This window comes from Microbispora sp. NBRC 16548, assembly GCF_030268985.1.
Classification (GTDB): domain Bacteria; phylum Actinomycetota; class Actinomycetes; order Streptosporangiales; family Streptosporangiaceae; genus Microbispora; species Microbispora catharanthi.
On the sequence record NZ_BSSF01000009.1, the window covers coordinates 212,637 to 230,558 of the forward strand.

A 17,922-nucleotide genomic window follows, 5' to 3' on the forward strand; every position below is an offset into this window, starting at 1 on the left:
TTTCGCGCGAACTCAGCGGGCGCGCATCGGCGCGAGTGCCGTGCTCCACGCCACGACCTGGTCCAACATCGCGGTGAGCGACTCGACCTGGAATTCGTTGGGCGTGAACACGCTGAACTCCCTGAAGTCGGTGAAGAGCGACAGCGCCACCTGGGCCCGCACGTCGGCCATCTGGAGCTCACCAGCGATCAGGCGCAGGTGTTCCACCGCACGGGTGCCGCCGACCGAGCCGTAGCTGACGAAACCGACGGCTTTGTTGTTCCACTCGCCGTACAGGAAGTCGATGGCGTTCTTCAGCGCGCCCGAGGTCGAGTGGTTGTATTCCGGCGTCACCATGACGAACCCGTCGAACGAGGCGATCTTGTCGGCCCACGCCTTGGTGTGCGGCTGCGTGTACTGGCCCAGCGACGGCGGCAGCGCCTCATCGAGGTGAGGGAGTTTGTAGTCGAGCAGGTCGACGAGCTCGAACTCCGCGTCGGTCCGCTGGGCGGCGATCTGGTGCACCCAGCGGGCGACGGCCTCCCCGTTGCGTCCGGGCCGGGTGCTGCCGAGGATGATCCCGATTCTGGTCATGACGATCTCCACTCCTGCGAGAAAATGATTGCTTCGCGAAGAAAGAATATGGATACTTCGTTCGTGAAGCAAGTAGAATGTGGCCATGACCACATCGCAGCCGGTGCCGCCGGCGCAGCCGCTGACCGCTGACGAGGAGGCGTTGATCCGCGCGCTGCCTCGCCTGATCTACGCGCTGCCCCGCGCGATCGACGCCGACATGGTGCGCGAACAACAGTTGCCGCTCATTGAGTGGACCGCCCTGATGCGGTTGTCGGAGGCGCCGCAGCGGCGGATGAGGATGGGCGAACTCGCGGTCGCCTGCGAGCTCTCCCTGAGCGGGATGACCCGCATCGTCACCGTCCTGGAGCGGCAGGGCCTGGTCGAACGGGTCAGGTGCGACGACGACGCCCGCGGGTTGAACGCCGTCCTCACCGACGCCGGCCTCGCCCGCCTGGAACAGGCGTGGCCGAGCAACCTGGCCAGCGTACGTCGGCACTTTCTCGACCACCTCGAAGGCGTCGATCTTGCCCGCCTCGCCCGTGCGATCCAGAACGTCGCGGGCAACGCCTGACGCGGTGGGCGGCAGACCGAGCCCGGCGACGTACGGTCGGGACATGGCCGACATTCCTGACGACCTTGGATCAGGGCGTCCCGCCCCTCGGCTTCAGGACGAGACGGAGCGGCGCGTCGTGATGATGTGCGGCATCGCGGGTTCGGGCAAGACGACCTACGCACAGGAGCTGGAGCAGCGCGGCTACATCCGGCTGTCCATCGACGAGGCCGTCTGGGCACTACTCGGGCGCGACGGCGGCCATCTCGACCCGAAGGAGTACGAGGACCACCAAGCCCGTGCCGAGGAGGCCTTACGGCAGGAGCTTGTGCGCCTGATGCGGGCAGGCCGGAGGGTGGTCCTGGACTACAGCTTCTGGCGGCGCGCGACGCGCGACCGGTACAAGTCTCTGATCGAGAGTCACGGGTATCGGTGGGAGCTCGTCTACCTGAAAGCGAACCCGGAGACTCTGCGCCGGCGGCTCGCGGCGCGCAACGCCCGGCGTGGGCCGAACCGCGTCACGGTCTCTGAGGATCTTCTGCGGTCATACCTGGCGGGCTTCGAGGAGCCCGTGGGTGAAGGAGAGCGGGTCATACCCCAGGAATGAGCCCGAGCAATGATCGAAACCAGTGGATCTTCCGGGAAGGGGGCACCTTCCCAGGTCACCCGATGTGGTCGCGTGGTCGCCCTCGTCCGTGCCGGAGCGGTCCTCACCAATGGGAAACTCCTCGAACGCCCTGACGACCTGGCCGCCTGACCCATCCCTCCGCGCCCGGCTACAGGAGCACCCGGTGAACAACACCATCGACAAGATCGCCTGGATCCACCTGGACAACGGCAAGATCCTCAGCACCCGATCACGGGGCAAGAACGCCTACTACATCCCCGGCGGCAAACGGGAGCCCGGCGAAACCGACCTCGACACCCTGATCCGCGAGATCGACGAGGAACTCTCCATCACGATCATCCCCGCCACCGCCACCCACGTGGGCACCTACCAGGCCCAGGCGCACGGCCACGCCGACGGCATCATCGTGCGGATGACCTGCTACACCGCCGACCACCTTGGAGTGCCGACACCCAGCAGCGAGATCGAAGAGATCACCTGGCTGACCTACGCCGACCGCGACCGCGTGTCTCCGGTCGACCAGATCATCTTCGATCACCTACACCAGACCGGACAACTTCACTGACTCGGCAACACCCACTGCCCCGAGGTGTGGGTTCTACCGCTGTCCGGCGAGGTGGGCGCCGTTGGCCGCGCCGATCACCCGGGTCAGCGCCTGGTGCAGACTCTGCAGCTCGGTCAGCTCCATCCCCAGCCGCTCGACGATCGCCACGGGCACCTTCTCGGCCTGCTGACGCAGCGCGCGTCCCTCGCCTGTCAGCACGATCGCCAGGGAACGCTCGTCGTCGCTGGCGCGGCGGCGCTCGACGAGGCCGGCGGTCTCCAGGCGCTTGAGCAACGGCGACAGCGTGGCCGGCTCCAACTGCAGCAGCCGGCTGAGGTCCTTGACCGACAACGGCGCGTACTGCCACAGGGCCAGCATCACCAGATATTGCGGGTGGGTCAGGCCCATCGGTTCGAGCAGGGGCCGATAGAGGCCGATGACCGACCGTGAGGCGACCGCCAGGGCGAAGCAGACCTGGTTCTCCAGGGCCAGCGGGTCGACGATGTCGCCAACGTCACTCATGTGCACCTCCACTGCCATGCTAAACGATTAGTACACTAACTGTTAGTGCACTAATCAGCGGCGAGAACACAGGAAGTGTCATGGCCCGTAGGAAGAGTCTCGAAGAGCGCATCGCCGACCGCGTCGCCCAGCGCCCGCCGATGAAGGAGAGCAAGCACTTCGAGCACGGCCCCGCCAAGTGGATATTCGCCAGCGTCCTGGTGTTCGCGGTGCTCATCCACTTCGTCATCGTCGGCATCGTCATGATTTTCGGTCACTGACCGAAGCGGCGCCCGCTGCGGGAGTCAGCCGACTCCGGCGGCGACGATCCGGCGGTATCACGAGCCGTCGTGCCCGGCGCGAACATGCCGAGGGCCCGCGGCGCGGCCGCCGCGGGCCCCGGTCATCAGGGTCCGATCATCCGGTGGTCACGGACTGGTGCAGGTGGCCGTCGGGGTGGCCGAGGACCCTCCGGCGATGAAGCCGAAGGTCGTGCTCCCGTTCGGTGCGACCGAGCCGTTCCACGACTCGTTGCGCACCGTGACGTTCGAGCCGGAGCCCGACCGTACGCCTCCCCATATCTGGCTGATGGTCTGCGAACCGGGCCAGGTCCAGTTCACGGTCCAGCCGTTGACGGCGGAGTTCCCCGCGCGCACCGTGACCTCGCCCTGCCAGCCGCCGGACCAGGAGTTGACCAGCCGGAACGTCGCCGAGCACGCGCCGCTCACCCCGCCGGACGGCGAGGGGCTCGGGCTCACCGGCGGGCTCGGGCTGGTGTTCGGGCTCCCGCTGGGCGAGGGGCTCGGGCTCACCGGCGGGCTCGGCGAGGAGCTCGGGCTCGGGCTGGGAGACGGGCTGGGAGACGGGCTGGAGTCGGTCAGGACCGGGGTCGCCCAGTCTCTCCACTGCGACAAATTGCCGGACTTCTTGGACGAGACCCGGAACACGGCGGGGGCGTTGCCCGTCTTCAGCAGGAACTTCTGGATGTTCTGCTGCAGCGGGGTGCGCCATTCGGACCGGGTGGCGCAGTGGGTGCCGTCCTGTACGTCGGACCAGTAGCTGATGTTGTCTCCCGCGCCGAGCGCCTTGTAGATCTCGGCTCCGGCCAGCGCGGCCACGCTGCCCGACTGGGCGCCCAGCCAGTCGACGTGCGGGTTCTCCATGATGAACAGGCCGCGCGGGGCGACCATGCCCACCATCTCGTGGGTGTCCACCGGCAGTTGGCCGGGGTTGCCGGTGAAGGAGCTGAACGCGTCTCCCAGCCACGGCTGCTCGGAGTAGGCGCTGCTCAGCGGCTGCGCGCCGGACTCCTGGGCGATGCCGCGGAAGATGGGAACGCCGGCGCTGCCCGACTCGATCGGCATGGTCAACGCGATGCGCTGGTCGAACACTCCGGCCGTGAAGGCGCCCTTCCCGAACCGGGAGCAGCCCGTGACGCCGGTCGCATCCGCCTTGAGGATGCTGCCACCCGACTGCTCGATGACGTCGATGATGCGGCTCACGCCCCAGGCCCAGGCGGCGAGCAGTCCGGTGCTGCTCGAAGAGCCGTAGATGCTGTAGTAGGCACCCTGCTTGTTGTTGCGGGCCGTGCCCTCCTTGCCGACCGTATAGGGGTCGTAGCTGATGACGGCGGCACCGCTCGCCTTGATGGTGGCCGTGTCGGCGCCGAATCCTCCGTAGACGATGACGGCCGGGAACGGCCCGGTGCCACTCGGCAGGTCCACGCTCGCCGAGAAGCTCGCGCTCCTGCCGCTGTCCGACACGTTGACCGTGATGCCGGTTCTCGAGACCGTCCCGGTGACGCCGGCCGGCTTGCCGTGCTTCTCACCGTAGACATACCGCTCGGCCAGCTTCTTGATCTCTTCGCGGCGGCACCGCCACTCCGACTTGGAGGTGACGCGCTGCCCGTTGATCTTCTTGAAGGGATCGGGAAGCCTGGAGTTGGCCGTCAGAGTTCCCAGGTCGGACACCGCGCAGTCGGCGCCCTCGTCCTCGACGCCGGCGGCGGCCGCCTGCGCCGTCCCGGTCCCGACGACTGCGCCCACACCGGCGTTCGCACCGGGGATCTCGAACACCGCGAGACCCAGCGAAAGTGCCGCGACGGCGCCGATGACGAGCGCGCGGCGGACGCCCGGGGCGCGGCTCCCGCCGCCGGAAGTGACGTCGCCGGTCATCGTCCGCCCCCGCGGGAGGGCCGACCGGCATGGATGGAGAGCGCGGGCCCGGCCTGCACCGGGTTCGTCAGTGTTGCCGCCGAGACCTTGAGACCTTTCACGATTGTGCGTCCTTCCTCCTGAGGGGTTCCGGACCTGTCACGGGTCCGGAGAGAACCGCAGGCCGAATGGGAGGTGAATGTTTTCGCAGCATCACCGAAACGTTGCAGCCACCGCAAGGCCCAAATCGGAGGGGGTTCGACCCACGCCAACGAGGAGGATGACAGCGCTGATCGCGGCAGGATTACCGCTATTGCCGCAGAGGTTTTTCCGAAAAATCCACGAAAGTTTCACAACGGCCGCGCCGTAGTGAGCGACCGGCCGACGCCGGAACTCACCGCACAGGACACCGAGGCGTGGCCGCTCTCACTCTTCGCCTGTCTCGCCCGAACCGGAGGGCGGCGGCCCGGGCCGCCGCCACTCCCGTATCAGGCCGCGTCCGAGGTGCTGGAAGAGCAGCGCGCCGAAGGCGAAGAACCCGACGCGTACCAAGACGGGCCCGTCATCGAAGAGCCCCCGGATCATCGCGCCGAAGCCGGCGAGAAGTCCCAATCCCGTTCCCGCCAACGCGAGAGCCCGCCCGGCGGCCGTGTTCATGGCCCGAGTCTCCCAGGTTCTCCGGATTCGTCACCGGCGGTTCGCCTACGGCCGGGCTCGCCGATCTCCGCCGCGGTGCGGTTCTCCAGCGGAGGGAGATGGACCTGCCAGAGATCCTGGTCGCCGGTCACGAGAGCGACCCGTGAACCAGAGGGCGTCGTCGTGCTCGTCGAACCGGATCACGAACGGTCCGACCCGGTGCGCCCGAGTCGTCGCCGACGACGCCAAATCTCGCCATTGAGCCGCGTCCGGCTATTGAGCCGCGCCTCTCTTTTGGCCTGGCCGAAATACAGTCGGTGGAGCTGTAAATTCGACAGTTCGGGAGTGGACTCCCCGGTTTCCCGCACTTCCGAAAGTTCTCCGGCAGTTCCAGGGGCCGACACCGGCCGTCCTCCTCGACCCTGAATGTGCTCTTCGCCCACGCGACTTCTTCTCTCCGGGCACGAAATCTCCGGAAATCCTTTCGCCAACCACGCCGAAGCAGCGGAAATGGCGCAACCGAACCATCCGGTTGGTGAATTGACAGGGCTTGTCAACATTATGAGAGAAATCTTACAAAGATCGAAAAGTCCGTCCGCCTGATGTGATCATTTCGGTGAATCGCCCCTATGAGGGCGTATCCGTACCGATGGGAGTTCATCGGAATGCAGCTCAGGCGAACCCTCTCCCTGGCGGCAATGTGGGCGCTCGCGGCCGTCCTGATCGTCTTACCCTCGCGGGCGTCGGCCGCCGCGCCACCGGACGACGGCCCCTCCCGCGTCGCGTCCGACGTCTTCCCCGGCGCCAAGATCGGCCATCGGGCCGGCCCCGCCGCGCTTCCGTCCGCCTCGGCGGCCGAGGCGCAGGCGACCCCGCAACTGGTGGCCTGCGACGGCGACGGCACCAGCGGCAAGCGGGTGGAGGTGCTGTACGTACGCGAGTCGTCGATGCCCGACCGCTACGCGCAACTGCTGCCCATGTTCCGGGCCTGGCTGGCCGACGCGGACGACCAGTTCAACGACGGCGCGGCGACCTCCAGCCGCAGCCGGCACATCCGCTACGTGACCACATCGGTGTCCGGCGGTTGCGCTCCCGTCGTGCGCAACCTCGTGGTCCCGGCCGGTTCGCTGGCCGATTTCGACTCCAGCATCAACGCCGTGAAGGCCCTCGGCTACACCAGCACCGACCGGCACTACCTCATGCTCACCGAGGCCACCGTGATCTGCGGCGTGGGCGAGATCAAGGGCGACGACCTGACGACCGGGGCCGCCAACCTCAACAACGGCCTGGCCTACGCCCGGGTCGACGCCATCCCCGGCTGTTTCGGCGCCAACGCCATCGCCCACGAACTCGGGCACACCTTCGGCGCCGTACAGATGAGCGCCGCGCACTCCGACGGCAGCTGGCACTGCCTGGACCAGTGGGACCTCATGTGCTACGGCGGCACCCCGTCGTGGAACTGCCTCCAGTGGAACGACTACCGTCTGCCCGACTGCAACCGGGACGACTACTACAACGCCGCCCCGGCCGCCGGCAGCTACCTGGCCACGCACTGGAACACCGCCGACAGCGCCTATCTCATCGCCGGGAGCACGGCCGACAGCGACCCCCATCCCAAGGTCGGCAACACCTACGTCGTCACCAACGTGGCCACGGGAGGGGCGCTGGAGCCCATCGGCGCGTCCACCGGGGCGCTGACCGAGCTGAGCCAGCGCGCCCGTGTCGACACCCCCAGCCAGAAGTGGCTGATGGGCTACACGACCGGGCTGCAGTTCATCAACGTCGGCAGCCGCCTGTGCGCCGACAGCTCCTACAGCGGCACCACCCCCGGCACCACGCTGCTGCAGTACATCTGCAACGGCCAGGACGGCATGCGCTTCGCCTACCTGCCGGTCGGCACCAACACGTACGCCATCTTCGACTGGCTGTCGGGCCTGGCGCTGACCGCGACCGGCTCCTATCCCTCGCCCGTCACCCAGCAGACCTACACCGGCGCCACCAACCAGCAGTGGGTGTTCAACCAGGTCACCGGCATCGCCCCGGTCAACAACAGCGTCTACTACCTGCAGGGTCTGGGCAGCCGCGACAACGCCGAGCCGGTCGGCGGCTCGACCGCCTCCGGCACGCTGGTCACCCACAACCCGCCGTCGGGGGCGACCAGCCAGCAGTGGCGGCTGCAGGCCACCGGGTCGTACTGGAACCTGGTGAACGTCAACAGCGCCAAGTGCCTGGACCTGGTTTCGGCCGGCACCGCGAACGGCGTGCAGATCAGGCAGGCGACCTGCGGCACCGCGACCAGCCAGCAATGGACCTTGCGGCGGGTCGCCGACGGCACGTTCTATCTGGTCAACCGCTTCAGCGGCAAGGTGCTCGACAGCCCGCCGGGCAGCGGCACCACCCTGGAGCAGCAGACGATCACCGGCAACACCGACGGCAGCCTCGGCATCGTCGCCGGTGACCAGATCTGGTATCTGAACCCGGCCTGACGCTCCTCGCGGGCCGTCCGGAACCGTCCGGGCGGCCCGCCACCGCCGTCCGCGCGGGCCACTGAGCTCCAGCCGCGTCTCACGGTGCTCCGGCGGACGGCCTGGCGACGTCGGCGCCCCGCTCTTCGAGCAGTTCGGCCAGGCGGGCGGCGTTGCGCTGGGAGTTGTCGGCGCAGCAGTTGTTGGTCAGCACGTGCGTGGTCGCCGTACGGGCGGCCAGGTCCGCGATCCGGCCGGCCCAGTGCCGGAGCTCCTCCTCCGAGTAGAGGTAGCCGAACCGCTCCTCGATGACGCGGCTCGTCCACTTCTCCGAGTGACCGTGCAGGCGGACGACGGCGAGGTCGGAGGTGGCCGCGAGCACCGGCGGGACCGACGAGGGATGCCCCTGCGGCATGTCCACTCCGACGTACGGCACGTCGTTGGCGGCCAGGAAGTCGAGGGTGTCCCCCCGGGTGGCCTCGTCCATCCAGGCCGCGTTGCGGAACTCGACGCACACGCGCATCGGCAGGCAGCGGTCGCGGCATTCGAGGATGTAGCGGCGGTTCACACCACCCGGCGGGAACCACTGCGGAAACTGGAACAGCACCGCGCCGAGTTTCCCCGACTCCTGCAACGGCTCCAGCGCGCCGAGGAACCGGCGCCACACTTCCTCGACGACCTCAGGCGGGAGGTCGCGCCGGTAGAGCGTCCGTCTGGGCTCCCCCAGCACGGCCCGCAGGTCCCTGTAGAGCGCGGCCGGCCGGGTCGGATGCCCGGTGAGCAGGGAGAACGCCTTCACATTGAAGGTGAAGTCCTTCGGCGTACGGTCACGCCACAGCTCGGCCGTACGCCGGGCAGGCGGGTTGTAGTAGGTGGCGTCCACCTCCACCAGGGGAAACCGGCCCGCGTAGTAGCTGAGCCTGGCCTCGGGTGTGGACGCCTCGGGCGGATACCAGCCCGAGGCGAGCAGCGACTTGTCCGTCCAGGAGGCCGTACCGACCAAGATCTTGCCCATCACCGCCGCACGGTGCCCCCCTCAGTCGCATGCCCACCACAGTCGCACGCCCATCACAGTCAGGGGCCCAGCACAGTCGCAGGAGGCCGACTGCTTCGGCGGGCGGGGGATTCCGCGCTTCCTCCCTTCATGATCCCCAGTGCCCCGAGTGACGAACGTGACGCGGATCAGCGGCCGAAACCGGCCTCACGGGCTCGTACGATCGCCTGTGCCCGGTCGGCGACCTGCAGCTTCGCGAAGACGTTGGACACGTTGTTGCGCACCGTCTTGGGCGACAGCGACAGGCGCTCGGCGATGCGGGTGTTGGACAGACCGGCCGCGATGAGATCGAGGATCTCCCGTTCCCGCGCGGTGAGCTGCGGAAACGGGTCCTGCTCCCGCGGCCGGACGGCGGCGAGCCTGCTGAAGTAGCGGGTCACCCGCCCGGCCAGCGCGGGCCCGAAGATGACCTCGCCGCCGGCGACGGCGGCGACGGCCCGCAGGATCTCCGTCTGGTCGGCGCCCTTGAGCAGGTAACCACGGGCTCCGGCCAGCATGGCCGCGAAGACGCTCTCGTCGTCCTCGTGCATGGTCAGCACGAGCACGTGGGTCTCCGGGCAGGTCTCCACGATGCGCTGGGTGGCCTGGACGCCGTCGAGCCGCGGCATCTGCAGGTCCATGACCACGACGCGCGGGCGGAGCGTCATCGCCTGGGCGACGGCCTCCTCGCCGTCGGCCGCGGTGCCGACCACCTCGACCTCACCCGTGGAGGCGAGCATCATCCGCAGGCCGTTGCGGTAGACGGGATGGTCGTCGGCGAGCAGCACGGTGGGCATACCGGCGCCGTCGGGGGACGGGCCGGCGGTCATCGCGTCGCCTCCGCGGGAAGAACGGCGTGGACGCGGGTGCCGCCGCCGTCGCGGGAGGTGACGGAGCAGCTCCCGCCGAGCTCTTCCGCCCGCTCCCGCATGCCGAGCAGGCCCACGCCGACCAGGGCTCCCGGCCGCACCCCTCTCCCGTCGTCGAGCACCTCGACCTCCAGTTCGCTTCCGGCCGCCGTCAGGCGGACCTCGCAGGTGCCGGCGTCCGCGTGCCGCGCGACGTTGACCAGAGCCTCGCAGACGATCCGGTAGGCCGCCACCTCGGTCGCGGCCGGCAGTCCGGTCAGGTCGCCCGCGGCGTCCACGCGTACGGTCAGCCCGCCCTCCCGGAACCGGGTGGCCTCCTGCCGCAGCGCTCCCGCCAGGCCGAACTGGTCCAGGGCCGGTGGGCGCAGGTTGTGGACGAGCCGGCGTACGTCGCCGAGCACGGACGACAGGTCGGCCCGCACCTCGTGCAGCGCCTCGTGGGCGGCGCCGAGGTCCCGGGTCACCAGGTTGCCCGCGGCCTCGACCTTCAGCGCGGCGGCGGCGAGCGTGGGCCCCAGCCCGTCGTGGAGGTCCCTGCGCAGCCTGCGGCGTTCCTCCTCGACGCCCGTCACCAGGCGTTCCCTGCTGTGCTGGAGCTCCTCGGCCAGGGCCGTGGCCCGTACGGCCGCCGCGGCCTGCCGTACGACGTCGGCGAGCAGCCGCTGGTCGGCGTCGGCGAGCGGCGCGCCCGCGCGCGGGACGAGGACGAGGCGGCCGATCGGAGCCGCGCGGTAGGCGAAGGGAAGGACGAGGACGTCGTCGCGCCGGGCGCCGTGCTCGACCACGAGGGTGCGGCCGTCGGCGCGGTCGAGTTCCACCCGCACGTACGGCGAGCGCAGCGCCGTGGACACCGCCCCGGCCACGGTGAGCAGCAGTTCCTCCGGGCTCACCGACTCCTCAAGCCGCCGGGCCAGGGCCGAGACGACGTCGTACGGCTCCGCCCGCCCGGCGAGGACGCGGTCCACCCAGCGGCGGACCCGCTCGCGCAGCGGCGCGTAGACGACGGCGACCGCGGCGGCGGCGAGCACGGCCGCGACCGGCTCGTCGATGAGCGCGCCCAGCCCCACGAAGACGGGGACGTCGATCGCGACGACGGCCACCGCCAGGCCGCCGTAGAGGAGGGTCCAGCCGAGCACGGGGTCGATGTCGTACAGCCGGTATCGGCCGACGGCCACCAGGACGGCGACGGCGATCGCCACCAGGGAGACGACGAACGTGAGGTCCTGCGGCGCCCCCTCGACCACGGCGGGCACGAAGATCAGCACGCCGTTGAGCAGGGCCGCCAGCAACATCCAGCGCAACTGTGCGCGGCGCGCGCCGGACGACCCCCGGAAGCGCCGGACGAAGGCCGCGAGCGACACCAGGAGGCTCAGCACTAGCGCCGCCGGGGTGAGGGCCATCGCGACCCGCCAGAAGGCGTCCGGCACAGGCGGCATCGGCAGGTCGAGCCCGGGACCCCGCCACGGCTCCCCCGGCGACTGCACCCGCCACGGAACGGTGAGGAAGACGAGCACGGCGAGGCCGGTGGCGCCGAGCGACAGCGACGCGGCCCAACGCCAGCGCGGCGACGGCAGCCTGCCGTCGGGGAAGAGCAGCAGCACGAGCAGCGGCACCAGGTTGAGCAGCGGCCCGAGTCTCGCCCCCGCGTACACGGCGACGCCGGTCAGCGGCAGCGTGCCGCCGTGCCGGGTGAGGGACAGCACGGCGTAGCCGCCGGCGAGGCCGTTGAGGCAGGACACCGCGCCGCCGCCGATCAGCAGCCAGGTCATCGGGTGCGCGGGCAGGCGGGCGGCCAGCACCCCGCCCGCGACGGCGAGGGCCACGCCCGGAACGGTGGACGACCACACGGCCCAGTCGAGCGGCTCGGGCCGGACCACCGGTCCGGTCGCGATCTCGATCCAGGTGGCGGACGCGGCGGCGACGACGGACAGGGCCGCGAGCACCGTCGCGGCGGCCCCGAGACGGCGAGAGGCGTCAGAAGGGCCGGGCACGCGGTCCAGCGTGCCACAGGGCCGCCCTTCCCGGCATGGGACCGGTGTCCCGTTTCCGCCCGGGACGCGTGCCCCGGACCGGTGCGGGCGCGGTGGTGGCCTCGCTCTCTGTCGGCCCGGGACGCGGCGCGGAGACCGTGGTCACGGCACCACCGGTCGCGGCACGGCCGGAAGGGTCGCGCGACGAAGGCTTCCGCCAGGAGGGGGACGATCATGTCCGTTCACATCACGCCCAGCAACGTCAATCCGCAGGAACCGGCCGCGGCGGTGGCTTCGGCTCCGGTCGTTGCGGCGCCGCCCTGGACCCGGATGGCCGGAGTGCTGCTGGCCGCCGGAGCGGCGGCCTGGGCGGCCGGCACGGTCGTCGTCGGCGACGACATCCAGAAGGGCATCCAGACGCTCGACACCGTGACCGGGATGCTTTTCGTCGCCGGGGTGTTCGGCTTCGTCGCGCTCGTGCTGGCCACCCGGGCCACGGGCGCCAGGTGGGGCCGGATCATCCCGGCGGGCCTGCTCGTGTCGCTTCCCGGCGCGTTCCTGCTGAACGCGCTCTCGTTCGGCTACGCCACCCACGACGACTTCCCGCTGCCGCTGATGATCCTCGACGCCTGCTGGCCGCTCAGCATGCTCGGCATGCTGGTCCTCGGCATCGCCGTGGCGGTCACCGGCCGTTACCGCGGCGCCCTGCGCTGGCTGCCGCTGCTCGCCGGGCTGTGGTTCCCGGTCACGATGGTGGCGCAGATCTTCGCCGGGTCCACCGCCTCGGTGTGGGTGAGCGCCGCCTGGCTGCTGGCCACCCACGCCCACATCGGCGTCCGGCTCGCGCTGCGCCCCGCCGTCTGACCGAACGCCGCACGCCGGCCCTCACACCCGATGACATAGCCTGTGAGCAGGCAAAACGACGACCAGAGGAGAACCCCGCCATGGGTTCGCTCAGCCCTGTTCACTGGATGATCGTGTTCGTGGTGCTCGTGCTGCTCTTCGGCGCGAAGAGGCTGCCGGACACCGCGAGGGCCGTCGGGCAGTCGCTGCGGATCCTCAAGAGGGAGACCGGCAAGCTCGGCGACGAGGACGACGCCCCGGCCGCCCGGGCCCGTACGGCACCCGTCTCCGCGGACGCCGAGGAGCGGCTGCGCGCGCTCGAAGAGGAGAACGCCCGGCTCAGGGCCGCGGCGGACACCGCGCGGCGGGACGAGCCCGAGGCCCGCTGAGGCGTTCTCTACGCCCTGCCGGTGGCGCCGCATGCCAGGAGCGAGCACCGCACTCGGCGTCCCGGGGCGATCGAGACGCGACGTCGTGGGGGTCCGTGCAGGGTCGCGTGCGGAAATCCGTCCGGTTCGCGCGAACCTTTCCGCGGGGCCCGGACTCCAACAGGGCATGAAGCTCACCCTCTCGCTCCGCGTCGTTCTCCCCGCCGCCGCGGCCGCCGCGTTGCTCTCCGCGGCGGCGCTCCCGGCCGACGCCGCCGCCATGCCGAAGTTCGCCGCGCCCAAGCCTTACGGCACGTCGTTCCAGAGCGACCCCCACCATGACTTCACCAAGCACATTTCGCCGCGACACGACGGCATCCTGCGGGGCTGGGTCACGCACTACCGGTCCGGGGTGGCGGAATACGAGCCGATCAGGTGGGTGAAGGACAGCCACACCGAGGGGTACTTCGAGGGCCCGCCCGAGGGTGACGTAACGGCCTACGCCTCTCCTGTGGCGAAGAACGTGGTGTTCTACAGCGCCACCGGGTGCAAGGGCACCACGGTGACCGTGAAGAACGGCGGCGTGGGGGCGAAGCGGTGCTCCCGGAGTGAACTGGTCTCCCGGATGAAGTCCATGCATCATCCGGCGCTCATCACCGTTTATCGCGGCGCGATCGTCAAGGTGCAGGAGATCTACACCCCCTGAGTCACCGAAAGACCACCGGTCACCCGGCAGCGCTCCGCACAGGGCCGGACTTCCCATTCCCCGGAAGTCCGGCCCTTTTTCGCGCCCGGGCCTCTCACGCACGGGCCTTTCACGCACATGGACGGCCCCGGCTTGACGCCGAGAAGTTAGGTGCACATACTTTGGTTACACCTTCTAACCAAGGAACGAGGTGTCATGCTCGTGCCGGTCCGCGCCCGCGGTGCCTCGCTCGCGCTGCTGGCGTCGTCGCAGTTCCTGGTGGTGCTGAACACCTCGATCGTCAACGTGGCGCTGCCCGCCGTCGGCGACGACCTGGGCCTGTCGGCCGCCGGGTTGTCGTGGGTGGTCAACGCGTACCTGATCGCCTTCGGGGCGCTGCTGCCCGCGGGCGGCAGGATCGCCGACCTGTACGGCGGGCGGCGGGCCCTCTCCGCGGGGCTGGCTCTGTTCACGGCCGGCTCGGCCGGGGCCGCGCTCTCCCCGGGCGCCGGGATGCTGATCGCGGCGCGGGCCGTCCAGGGCGTCGGGGCCGCCGTGCTCTCCCCGGCCGCGCTGGCCATCCTGCTCGCGTTGTATCCCGCCGGCGCCGCACGCGGCCGGGCGCTCGGTGTGTGGGGTTCGGTCTCGGCGGCGGGCGGCGCGGCCGGGGTCCTGCTGGGCGGGCTGCTGACCGACGCGCTCGGATGGTGGTCGGTCTTCGCCGTCGGCGTGCCCGTCGCGGCGTTCGTCCTGGCCGCCGTGCCGCGCCTGGTCCCGGGCGACGACGGGCCGCCGCGCGGCGGCGGGCTCGACCTGCCGGGAACGCTGTCGGTGACGCTGGGCCTGCTCGGCATCGCCTACGGCCTGGGCGGCGGCGGATGGGCGCCGATCGCCGCGGGCGTGGCCCTGCTCGGCGTGTTCGCCCTGTGGGAGCGGCGGGTGGAGCGACAGGCGGCAGCGCCGCTGATCCCGCCGAGCCTGCTGCGCACGGCCGACGTGGGGATCGGGAACGTGCTCATGCTGCTGCTCGGGATGGTCTGGGTCGGCACGTTCTTCTTCCTGCCGCTCTACCAGCAGCGTGTGCTCGGCTACTCGCCCTTGGAGGCGGGGCTCACCCAGCTCCCCCTCGCGCTGACGCTCGTCCTGGCGCCGCTCGCGGCGGGCCGGCTGCGCCGCACGCTCGTTCCCGGCCTGCTGACGCTGGCCGCCGGGCTGGCCTGGCTGGCGCGGGCACCGGAGGACGGGACCTTCCTCGTCGACCTGCTGGGACCGACGGTCCTGGTGGGCGCGGGACTGGGGCTGGCGTTCGTGCCGCTGACCGCGCTCGGCGTCGCCGGGGTGCCCGGCGAGCGTGCGGGCGCCGCGAGCGGCCTCATCACCACCACACGGCAGGTCGGCGGCGCGCTCGGCCTCGCCGTCCTCACCTCGGTCGCGGGCCTCGCCCCGGGCGGTGTCACCGGCTACCGCCACGCCTTCCTGGCGGCGGCGGCCATCTCCCTCATCGCGGCGAGCGCCGCTCTCATGAAAGGACGCATCCGATGAACACGCCCTACCTGACCGGGCACTTCACCCCACATGTGGACGAAGTGACCGCCCGCGACCTGGTGGTGGAGGGCACGCTACCCGCCGAGCTGACCGGCCGGCTGGTGCGCAACAGCCACAACCCCCTCCCCGGCGTCACGCCCACCCACTGGTGGAAGGGCAGCGGCATGGTCCACGGCATCCGGCTGCGGGACGGCCGGGCCGAGTGGTACCGCAACCGCTGGGTGCGCACCCCCGCCCTCGACGGCGCGCCGTACATAACCGAGAAGGGGCCCGACCTGATTGCCAGCACCGCGGGGACCCACGTGATCGAGCACGCCGGCAGGCTGCTGGCGCTGTGCGAGGCCAACTACCCCTTCGAGCTGACCTCCGAGTTGGAGACGGTCGGGGCGTACGACTTCGGCGGGAAGCTCACGACGATGATGACCGCCCACCCCAAGAGCGACCCGGTCACAGGTGAGCTGCACTTCTTCGGCTCCTCGCCGTTCCCGCCCCACCTCGTCTACCACGTGGCCTCCGAAACGGGCGCGATCGAGTTCAGCGAGGAGGTGCCTGGGGCGACCGCCTCACTCAAGCACGACTTCGCGATCACCGAGCACTTCGTCGTGTTCGTGGAGGGCTCGGTGACCTTCGACCACACCGAGACCTCCGGCATCCCGTACTCCTGGAGTGACGACCAGGTCACCCGCATCGGCGTGATGCCGCGCGGCCGGGGCGGCGCGGCGAAGACCCGGTGGTTCGGCATCGAGCCCGGCAGCCTGCTGCACGTCGCCAACGCGTACGAGGACGCCGAGGGCCGGATCGTCCTCGAAGGACCGGCCATGGACCGCGACGGGTTCCGGCGGTCGTGGAAGTGGTGGGCGGGGCTGCCCGGGCACGGAGTCGTGCCGAACTCGCGTTCCTTCACCCGGCGGTGGGTCGTCGACATGCGGGCGGACAAGGTCGCCGAGGACCTCGTGGACGACCTGGTGGTCGAGTTCCCCACGATCAACGACGACCTGCTCGGGCGCGAGCACCGCTACCAGTACGCGATCTCCTTCCCGGACGACCGGGGCGTGGGCGGCTATGGCGTGGTCAAGTACGACCGGGTCTCCGGAGGCAGGCAGGTGCTGCCGGTCGGCGACGGGCGGCTGCCGAGCGAGGCCGTCTTCGTGCCCGCCGACGGCGCGGTCGACGAGGACGACGGCTACCTGCTGACGGTCGTGAGCGACCTGCACGCCGACGCCTCCCAGCTGCTGGTCCTGGACGCCGCCGACCTGGGCCGGCCTCCGGTCGCGACCGTGCACCTGCCCCGCCGGGTCGTGGCCGGCATCCACGGCTCGTGGATCTCCGACAACTGACATCCCCCTTAAGAGGAAGAACTGAGAGGAAGAACGATGGACATCGACAGGAACGCCCCCGTCATCGTCGAGCTGGAAACCACTGTGCACGCCCCGATCGAGAAGGTCTGGCGGCTGCACACCGACATCGACGCCTGGCCGAGCTGGAACCCCGACGTCTCCTCCGCGCGCCTGCGCGGCGACCTCGCCGTCGGCGCCACCTTCGACTGGCAGACACACGGGCTGGTCATCGCCTCGACGGTCGCCGAACTCGTCCCCGGCCGCCGCGTCGTCTGGGGCGGCCCGGCCCACGGCATCGAGGGCGTGCACGTCTGGACCTTCGAGGAGATCGACGGAGGGGTGCTCGTACGGACCCGGGAGTCGTGGGCGGGCCCGCCCGTCGAGGCCGACCCCGAGGGGATGCGGGCGGCGCTGGAGGGCTCGCTCCGGTCCTGGCTCGCCGCACTCGAGCAGACGGCGCTCAAGCAGACAAGTTGATGATCCCTCTGACCCGGCAGACGCGATGAGGCGGGAGACGCCGATGAGAGGCACTCACCATAATGAGAGGATGTCAACGCCGCGACAGCGCTACCGAGACCAGGTCCGTTCGGAGATCAAGCAGATCGCCCTCGTGCAGATCGGCGAGGGCGGGGCGGCTGCGCTGAGCCTGAACGCGGTGGCGAAACAGCTCGGCGTCACGGGCCCGGCGCTTTACAAGTACTTCCGCAGCCGCGACGACCTGCTGACCGAGCTGATCCTGGAGGGCTTCGACGAGGTCGCGGCGGCCGTACGGGCCGCCGCCGGCGAGGGCGCGCCGCGGGAGCGGCTGCACGCGCTGGCCCGGGCCTTCCACGGATGGGCGGTGGCCAATCCGCGCCTGTTCCAGTTGCTGGCCGGCACGCCCTCTCCCGGCTACCAGGCTCCCCCGGAGAGCGTGCTGCGGGCCCGGAACGTGCTCGGGCCCTTCCTTCCGGTGTTCGCCGGGGGGCACTGCCGACCGGGGACCGAACCGCTGCGGGAGCAGATGCGGCGGTGGGTGGAGGAGACCCCGGCGGTCGCCGAGTGGGTGCGCGCGTTCGCCCCGGAAGGGGATCCGGCGACCGCTCTCACCGGAACCGTGATGGCCTGGTCACAGCTCCAGGGCGTGGTGAGCCTGGAGGTCCAGGGGCAGTTCGCCGGCATGGGTCACAGCGGGGCCACCCTGCTCGACGCCGTCATGGACGCTCTCGCCGACAGCATGGGCCTGCCCGCCCCCCGGTGA

19 protein-coding genes are annotated in these 17,922 nt (G+C 70.5%); 12 read left to right on the top strand and 7 right to left on the bottom strand.

Annotated elements, in window-relative coordinates; genetic code table 11:
- Positions 1–12: 12 nt before the first annotated feature.
- Positions 13–573: an NADPH-dependent FMN reductase gene (locus tag QSK36_RS25465; protein WP_182900547.1), complete on the bottom strand. Its 561-nt coding sequence runs from the start codon at positions 571–573 to the stop codon at positions 13–15.
- An 85-nt stretch (positions 574–658) separates the two neighbouring features.
- Here QSK36_RS25465 and QSK36_RS25470 point away from each other — a divergent pair, with 85 nt between their 5' ends.
- The 3 genes from QSK36_RS25470 (at position 659) to QSK36_RS25480 (ending at position 2,298) form a co-directional block, all read left to right on the top strand.
- Entirely contained in the window at positions 659–1,126 is a 468-nt protein-coding gene (locus QSK36_RS25470) for a MarR family winged helix-turn-helix transcriptional regulator (RefSeq protein ID WP_182900548.1), read from the top strand.
- 43 nt (positions 1,127–1,169) lie between these two features.
- Positions 1,170–1,712, top strand: a complete 543-nt coding sequence (locus QSK36_RS25475) for a P-loop nucleotide/nucleoside kinase family protein (protein ID WP_285784129.1) — start codon at positions 1,170–1,172, stop codon at positions 1,710–1,712.
- Between the two features lie 184 nt (positions 1,713–1,896).
- Positions 1,897–2,298, top strand: coding sequence for an NUDIX hydrolase (locus QSK36_RS25480; RefSeq protein ID WP_285784130.1), 402 nt, complete (start codon positions 1,897–1,899; stop codon positions 2,296–2,298).
- Between the two features lie 33 nt (positions 2,299–2,331).
- On the opposite strand, the gene QSK36_RS25485 is transcribed toward QSK36_RS25480, so the two are convergent.
- Complete coding sequence (locus QSK36_RS25485; RefSeq protein ID WP_139577482.1) at positions 2,332–2,799, bottom strand: MarR family winged helix-turn-helix transcriptional regulator; 468 nt, start codon at positions 2,797–2,799, stop codon at positions 2,332–2,334.
- An 80-nt stretch (positions 2,800–2,879) separates the two neighbouring features.
- On the opposite strand from QSK36_RS25485, the gene QSK36_RS25490 reads away from it, so the two are divergent.
- Complete coding sequence (locus tag QSK36_RS25490) at positions 2,880–3,059, top strand: hypothetical protein (protein WP_139577483.1); 180 nt, start codon at positions 2,880–2,882, stop codon at positions 3,057–3,059.
- 147 nt (positions 3,060–3,206) lie between these two features.
- Here QSK36_RS25490 and QSK36_RS25495 read toward each other — a convergent pair whose 3' ends face one another.
- The gene (locus tag QSK36_RS25495) at positions 3,207–4,952 is read right to left on the bottom strand and encodes a glucuronyl esterase domain-containing protein (protein ID WP_285784131.1); all 1,746 of its coding nucleotides are present in this window, start codon (positions 4,950–4,952) and stop codon (positions 3,207–3,209) included.
- Between the two features lie 405 nt (positions 4,953–5,357).
- Complete coding sequence (locus QSK36_RS25500; protein ID WP_285784132.1) at positions 5,358–5,588, bottom strand: hypothetical protein; 231 nt, start codon at positions 5,586–5,588, stop codon at positions 5,358–5,360.
- 644 nt (positions 5,589–6,232) lie between these two features.
- Here QSK36_RS25500 and QSK36_RS25505 point away from each other — a divergent pair.
- Positions 6,233–8,053, top strand: coding sequence for an RICIN domain-containing protein (locus QSK36_RS25505; RefSeq protein WP_285784133.1), 1,821 nt, complete (start codon positions 6,233–6,235; stop codon positions 8,051–8,053).
- A gap of 79 nt (positions 8,054–8,132) precedes the next feature.
- On the opposite strand, the gene QSK36_RS25510 is transcribed toward QSK36_RS25505, so the two are convergent.
- The 3 genes from QSK36_RS25510 to QSK36_RS25520 all read right to left on the bottom strand — a co-directional run bounded on the left by QSK36_RS25510 (position 8,133) and on the right by QSK36_RS25520 (position 11,925).
- Complete coding sequence (locus tag QSK36_RS25510; RefSeq protein WP_285784134.1) at positions 8,133–9,047, bottom strand: DUF72 domain-containing protein; 915 nt, start codon at positions 9,045–9,047, stop codon at positions 8,133–8,135.
- A gap of 167 nt (positions 9,048–9,214) precedes the next feature.
- The gene (locus tag QSK36_RS25515) at positions 9,215–9,895 is read right to left on the bottom strand and encodes a response regulator transcription factor (RefSeq protein ID WP_225898822.1); all 681 of its coding nucleotides are present in this window, start codon (positions 9,893–9,895) and stop codon (positions 9,215–9,217) included.
- Positions 9,892–11,925 (bottom strand): sensor histidine kinase, encoded by a 2,034-nt coding sequence (locus QSK36_RS25520; RefSeq protein ID WP_285784135.1) that lies wholly within the window; start codon positions 11,923–11,925, stop codon positions 9,892–9,894. The genes QSK36_RS25515 and QSK36_RS25520 overlap by 4 nt, the downstream gene beginning before the upstream one ends.
- 213 nt (positions 11,926–12,138) lie before the next feature.
- On the opposite strand from QSK36_RS25520, the gene QSK36_RS25525 reads away from it, so the two are divergent.
- The 7 genes from QSK36_RS25525 (at position 12,139) to QSK36_RS25555 (ending at position 17,922) form a co-directional block, all read left to right on the top strand.
- Positions 12,139–12,768 (top strand): hypothetical protein, encoded by a 630-nt coding sequence (locus QSK36_RS25525; RefSeq protein WP_285784136.1) that lies wholly within the window; start codon positions 12,139–12,141, stop codon positions 12,766–12,768.
- 80 nt (positions 12,769–12,848) lie between these two features.
- Positions 12,849–13,136 (top strand): Sec-independent protein translocase subunit TatA, encoded by a 288-nt coding sequence (tatA, locus tag QSK36_RS25530; protein WP_285784137.1) that lies wholly within the window; start codon positions 12,849–12,851, stop codon positions 13,134–13,136.
- Between the two features lie 166 nt (positions 13,137–13,302).
- Positions 13,303–13,821: a hypothetical protein gene (locus tag QSK36_RS25535; RefSeq protein ID WP_285784138.1), complete on the top strand. Its 519-nt coding sequence runs from the start codon at positions 13,303–13,305 to the stop codon at positions 13,819–13,821.
- 195 nt (positions 13,822–14,016) lie between these two features.
- Positions 14,017–15,342: an MFS transporter gene (locus QSK36_RS25540; protein WP_183543541.1), complete on the top strand. Its 1,326-nt coding sequence runs from the start codon at positions 14,017–14,019 to the stop codon at positions 15,340–15,342.
- Positions 15,339–16,682 carry a carotenoid oxygenase family protein gene (locus QSK36_RS25545; RefSeq protein WP_285784139.1) on the top strand — a complete coding sequence of 448 codons (1,344 nt, stop codon included), beginning with the start codon at positions 15,339–15,341 and terminating at the stop codon, positions 16,680–16,682. The genes QSK36_RS25540 and QSK36_RS25545 overlap by 4 nt, the downstream gene beginning before the upstream one ends.
- 36 nt (positions 16,683–16,718) lie before the next feature.
- Positions 16,719–17,159, top strand: a complete 441-nt coding sequence (locus QSK36_RS25550) for an SRPBCC family protein (RefSeq protein ID WP_285784140.1) — start codon at positions 16,719–16,721, stop codon at positions 17,157–17,159.
- 70 nt (positions 17,160–17,229) lie between these two features.
- Complete coding sequence (locus QSK36_RS25555; RefSeq protein ID WP_221264465.1) at positions 17,230–17,922, top strand: TetR/AcrR family transcriptional regulator; 693 nt, start codon at positions 17,230–17,232, stop codon at positions 17,920–17,922.

What these genes read in the sequence shown, in the direction of transcription:
- QSK36_RS25465 (WP_182900547.1), bottom strand. Translation starts at nt 573, where the DNA reads ATGACCAGAATCGGGATCATCCTCGGCAGCACCCGGCCCGGACGCAAC.
- QSK36_RS25470 (WP_182900548.1), top strand. Translation starts at nt 659, where the DNA reads ATGACCACATCGCAGCCGGTGCCGCCGGCGCAGCCGCTGACCGCTGAC.
- QSK36_RS25475 (WP_285784129.1), top strand. Translation starts at nt 1,170, where the DNA reads ATGGCCGACATTCCTGACGACCTTGGATCAGGGCGTCCCGCCCCTCGG.
- QSK36_RS25485 (WP_139577482.1), bottom strand. Translation starts at nt 2,799, where the DNA reads ATGAGTGACGTTGGCGACATCGTCGACCCGCTGGCCCTGGAGAACCAG.
- QSK36_RS25490 (WP_139577483.1), top strand. Translation starts at nt 2,880, where the DNA reads ATGGCCCGTAGGAAGAGTCTCGAAGAGCGCATCGCCGACCGCGTCGCC.
- QSK36_RS25495 (WP_285784131.1), bottom strand. Translation starts at nt 4,952, where the DNA reads ATGACCGGCGACGTCACTTCCGGCGGCGGGAGCCGCGCCCCGGGCGTC.
- QSK36_RS25500 (WP_285784132.1), bottom strand. Translation starts at nt 5,588, where the DNA reads ATGAACACGGCCGCCGGGCGGGCTCTCGCGTTGGCGGGAACGGGATTG.
- QSK36_RS25505 (WP_285784133.1), top strand. Translation starts at nt 6,233, where the DNA reads ATGCAGCTCAGGCGAACCCTCTCCCTGGCGGCAATGTGGGCGCTCGCG.
- QSK36_RS25510 (WP_285784134.1), bottom strand. Translation starts at nt 9,047, where the DNA reads ATGGGCAAGATCTTGGTCGGTACGGCCTCCTGGACGGACAAGTCGCTG.
- QSK36_RS25515 (WP_225898822.1), bottom strand. Translation starts at nt 9,895, where the DNA reads ATGACCGCCGGCCCGTCCCCCGACGGCGCCGGTATGCCCACCGTGCTG.
- QSK36_RS25525 (WP_285784136.1), top strand. Translation starts at nt 12,139, where the DNA reads ATGTCCGTTCACATCACGCCCAGCAACGTCAATCCGCAGGAACCGGCC.
- tatA (WP_285784137.1), top strand. Translation starts at nt 12,849, where the DNA reads ATGGGTTCGCTCAGCCCTGTTCACTGGATGATCGTGTTCGTGGTGCTC.
- QSK36_RS25535 (WP_285784138.1), top strand. Translation starts at nt 13,303, where the DNA reads ATGAAGCTCACCCTCTCGCTCCGCGTCGTTCTCCCCGCCGCCGCGGCC.
- QSK36_RS25540 (WP_183543541.1), top strand. Translation starts at nt 14,017, where the DNA reads ATGCTCGTGCCGGTCCGCGCCCGCGGTGCCTCGCTCGCGCTGCTGGCG.
- QSK36_RS25545 (WP_285784139.1), top strand. Translation starts at nt 15,339, where the DNA reads ATGAACACGCCCTACCTGACCGGGCACTTCACCCCACATGTGGACGAA.
- QSK36_RS25550 (WP_285784140.1), top strand. Translation starts at nt 16,719, where the DNA reads ATGGACATCGACAGGAACGCCCCCGTCATCGTCGAGCTGGAAACCACT.
- QSK36_RS25555 (WP_221264465.1), top strand. Translation starts at nt 17,230, where the DNA reads ATGTCAACGCCGCGACAGCGCTACCGAGACCAGGTCCGTTCGGAGATC.